This window comes from Acidimicrobiales bacterium (assembly GCA_036273495.1).
Classification (GTDB): Bacteria; Actinomycetota; Acidimicrobiia; order Acidimicrobiales; family JAJPHE01; genus DASSEU01.
Genome location: DASUHN010000305.1, coordinates 1 through 4,069, shown reverse-complemented (window position 1 = coordinate 4,069; position 4,069 = coordinate 1). Strand labels below are relative to the sequence as shown.

General features: G+C 75.0%; 5 protein-coding genes. 1 reads left to right on the top strand and 4 read right to left on the bottom strand.

The window, feature by feature from the left end; genetic code table 11:
* Positions 1-509: CaiB/BaiF CoA-transferase family protein (locus VFW24_12980; protein HEX5267678.1), on the bottom strand; the 509-nt coding region annotated here is incomplete at its 3' end.
* 113 nt (positions 510-622) lie between these two features.
* On the opposite strand from VFW24_12980, the gene galK reads away from it, so the two are divergent.
* Positions 623-1,732, top strand: a complete 1,110-nt coding sequence (gene galK, locus VFW24_12975) for a galactokinase (protein ID HEX5267677.1) — start codon at positions 623-625, stop codon at positions 1,730-1,732.
* Here galK and def read toward each other — a convergent pair.
* From def to VFW24_12960, 3 genes are read right to left on the bottom strand one after another with little or no spacing between them, the layout of a single operon-like run.
* Positions 1,723-2,223 (bottom strand): peptide deformylase, encoded by a 501-nt coding sequence (gene def, locus VFW24_12970; GenBank protein ID HEX5267676.1) that lies wholly within the window; start codon positions 2,221-2,223, stop codon positions 1,723-1,725. The genes galK and def overlap by 10 nt on opposite strands.
* Positions 2,224-2,248: 25 nt before the next feature.
* Positions 2,249-2,788, bottom strand: a complete 540-nt coding sequence (locus VFW24_12965) for an ACT domain-containing protein (protein ID HEX5267675.1) — start codon at positions 2,786-2,788, stop codon at positions 2,249-2,251.
* 24 nt (positions 2,789-2,812) lie between these two features.
* Complete coding sequence (locus VFW24_12960) at positions 2,813-3,892, bottom strand: D-alanine--D-alanine ligase family protein (protein HEX5267674.1); 1,080 nt, start codon at positions 3,890-3,892, stop codon at positions 2,813-2,815.
* Positions 3,893-4,069 lie beyond the last annotated feature (177 nt).

Here is a 4,069-nt window from a genome sequence, read left to right as displayed (position 1 = left end):
ATGCCGCCCCCGCCGAAGTCCCCCACCAGGTTGAGCGGCGGGACCGGTGGTCCGCCCGCCCGCCCGATCGGGTGCAGGGTGCCGGACAGGGCGATGTAGTTGATGTCGTGGCCCGCCATGGCGGCGTACGGCCCCTCCTGGCCCCACCCGGTGATCCGCCCGTAGACCAGGGCCGGGTTGCGCTCCAGGCACTCCTTGGGGCCGATCCCCAGGCGCTCGGCCACCCCGGGGCGGAAGCCCTCGATCAGGGCGTCGGACCCCTCCACCATCCGCAGGACGGTCTCGGCCCCGGCCGGGTTCTTGAGGTCGACCCCGACGGAGCGCCGCCCCCGGGCCAGCAGGTCCAGCGGGGGCGGGCCGGGGTCCCCGTCCCGCACGGACTGGGCCCGGTCGACGCGGATCACGTCCGCCCCCATGTCGGCCAGCATCATCCCGGCGAAGGGCCCCGGCCCGATCCCGGCCACCTCGATCACCCGCACCCCGGCAAGGGGCCCGCTCCCACTAGGCATGCCGGGGATGCTGGCCGCCGCTGTCGCGGGGGGTCAAGCGCCGCCTGCGAAGCTCCCGGCATGACCCCCCGGAGCGAGCATCCGCCCACCGGGCCGCCGGCGCCGGTGGCGCCTTGAGCGATCCCGGGAGCCGCCCGGTCGGCGTGGCCGGGCCGGACGTGCTGGTCCGGGCCGTGGCCCCGGGCCGGGTGAACCTGATCGGGGACCACACCGACTACACGGGCGGCTGGGTCCTGCCGATGGCCGTGGACCGCGCCACGACCATCGAGCTCCGCCGCCACGGCGCGGGGGTTGAGCTGGTCTCCACCCACTCCCCGCATGCCGTGGTCGTCGACCTCGCCGTGGCGACCGCCGACGCCCCGCGCGTCGCCGACTGGGGCCGCTACGTCGCCGGGGTGGTGGCCGTCCTGCGCCCCGCCCAGGGGGGATGGGGAGTGGTGTCGAGCACGGTCCCGGTCGGGGCCGGGCTCTCCTCGAGCTCAGCCCTGACCGTGGCGGTGGCCCTGGCGCTGGGGTTCTCCGGCCCGGCCCGGGACCTGGCCCGGGCCTGCCAGCGGGCCGAGCAGCTCGGGTCGGGGGTGCCCGGGGGGATCATGGACCAGCTCTGCTCGGCGGCGGCGGTCGAGGGGGCGGCCCTCGTCATCGACTGCGAGAGCCTCGAGCTGCGCCCCGTCCCCCTTCCGCCCGGCGCCGAGGTCCTGGTGGCCCACTCCGGCACCGACCGGGCCCTCGTGGGATCGGCGTACGCCGACCGCAGGGCCGACTGCGACCGGGCCGCGGCCCTCCTCGGACCGCTCCGGGATGCTTCGGTCGGGGCGGCGGAGGCCCTCACCGACGCTGTCCTGGTGCGGCGGGCCCGCCACGTGATCACCGAGAACCGGCGCGTGCTCGAGTGCGCCGCCGCCCTGGAGGAGGGGGATCTGGCCGGGGCGGGCCGGCTCATGTCCGACAGCCACCGCAGCCTCCGTGACGACTTCGACGTCTCCACTCCCGAGCTCGACGCTCTGGTCGTCGCCCTCGAGGCGGCCCCGGGCGTGCACGGCGCCCGGCTGACCGGCGCCGGCTTCGGGGGCTGCGTGGTGGCCCTGGCCGACGCCGGAACCCTCGAGCGCCTCGACGCCTCGGTGCTGCCCGGCCCGGTGTGGAGGGTGCACGCGGCCGGCGGCGCCACGGCCGAGGTCATCGACCCGGGCCCGGACGCGGGCCCGGCTGGTCAGCGGTAGACGCGCCGCTGGAACACGGCTGCCGGGCCGGGGACCCGGTCGAGGAACAGCCGGCCGTCGAGGTGGTCGAGCTCGTGGAGCAAGGCGCGCGCCTCGAAGGCGTCGGCCTCGACCACCACCTCCGATCCGTCCGGCGCCCGCCCCCGCACGACCACCCGGGTCGGCCGGGGCACGTCGCCGGTCAGGTCGGGAACGCTCATGCACCCCTCCCGCGCCAGCTCGGCGCCCTCGTACGAGACCAGCTCGGGGTCGATCAGCACCACCGTCCCGTGGCACGACCGGGCCTTGCTATGCCCGGTGACGTCCACCACGAACGCCCGCAGGGAAACGCCGATCTGCGGTGCCGCCAACCCGACGCACGCCGGGCTGGCGCGCATGGTGTCGACGAGGTCGGTGGCCAGGCGCCGGGCGGCGTCGTCGATCGGCCCGACCGGCCCCGCCGGGTGACTGAGGACCGGATCGGGCAGGCGGACTACGGGACGAACGGCCACGCGCAGGTCGATGCGTTGTCTGCGGCTAGAGGATGTCGGCGCCCGACAGGTGCATCGAGCACGCCACGCCGATGCGCGTCGACAGCAGGGCCAGACGCTCCTCGAGGGCGGGCGGGTCGCTCCCGGGGGGCAGGATCACCTCGAGGATCATGACGTAGACCGGATGCTCCCCCGACAGCACCCGGGTCGACAGGTCGACGATGTTCACGCCGGCCTCAGCGAGCACGGCGGCCACCTCGTGGACGATCCCGGGGTGGTCGGCACCGTGGACCGACACCGCCCAGCTCTCCCCTTCGACGGCGGACGGCTCCAGCTCGTCCACGTCGTGCACCCACACCGCCAGGCCCAGCTCCCCCGCCACCGGTCGCAGCGTGCTCTCGACGGACGCGGCTTCGAGGCGCTCCGGCCCGGCCACGATCAGGACCATGGCAAAGCGACCCCTCAGCACGGTCATCGACGTGTCCTCCAGGTTGCACCCCAGGTCCACGAGGGCGCCCGTCACCCCGGCGACGATGCCGGGCCGGTCGGCCCCCACGGCCGAGACGGCGAAATGACGTTCGCTCATGTGCTCTCCGTCATCTGCTCACCGTCATCTGCTGGTCTGGAACCGCGAGCGTCGCCGGTGCCGCCCGACCGCCAGCCGCACCAGCTCGTCCACCAGCTCCGCATACGGAACCCCGCTGGCCTCCCACAGCCGCGGGAACATCGACACCGGCGTGAATCCGGGGATCGTGTTCAGCTCGTTCACGAGGAAGCCGCGGCCGCCCTCCTCCAGGAAGAAGTCGACCCGCGCCATCCCGTCCACCCGCAGGGTGCGGTAGGCGCGCACAGCGAGCTCCTGCACCTCGGTCGTCAGCGCCCCCCCGATGTCGGCCGGAACGACCAGGCCGGCGGCGCCGTCCACGTACTTGTCGTCGTAGTCGTAGAACTCGTGGCTGGGCGCGATCTCCCCCGGTACCGACGCCCGCGGGGACTCGTCCCCGATCACCCCCACCTCGATCTCGCGTCCCTGCACCGCCTCCTCGACGACGACGTACTCGTCGTAGCGCAGCGCCTCGGCCAGGGCGGCCTCGAGCCCCTCCGGGCCGGGAACCCTGGTGACGCCCACCGACGAGCCGAGGTTGGCCGGCTTCACGAACACGGGGAAGCCCAGCTCGCCCGCCACGCGCGCCTGGAATCCCTCCCCCAGCTCGTGGCGCCTGACCTCTATCCACGGCGCCACCGCCAGGCCGGCAGCGGCCAGCAGCCGCTTGGAGAGCCCCTTGTCCATGCACACCGCCGACGCCGCGACCCCCGCCCCCACGTAGGGCACCCCGGCCAGCTCGAGCAGGCCCTGGACCGTACCGTCCTCCCCCATCGGCCCGTGGAGGAGGGGCAGGACGACCACCTGCTGGCCCCCTTCGGGCGGCGCCACTGCCGGCAACGGGTCGAGCTCGGGGCCGGCGCTCTCGTCCGGAGAGGGCAGGGCGCGTGCGCCCTGGCCCAGCGCCAGAACCGCGTCCCCCGCCGCCAACCAGCGACCGTCGCGGGCGATCCCTACAGCGACCACTTCGTACCGGGCCGGGTCGGCGGCCCGCAGGACGTGGAGGGCCGAGACGCACGACACCTCGTGCTCGGCGGAGCGCCCGCCGAACAGCACGACCAACCGGATCCGCTCGGGCGGGGCCACGGCGGCCAACTGTAAGACTCCCCCGATGCGCCTACGCGCCAGCGAGTTGGCCGGCGCGCTCGCCGGTCGCCTGCACGGGGCGGACGTGGAGCTGGGCGGAGTCACCATCGACTCCCGGGCCGTGCACGGCGGAGAGCTGTTCGTCCCGATCGTGGCCGACCGCGGCGGCCACGATTT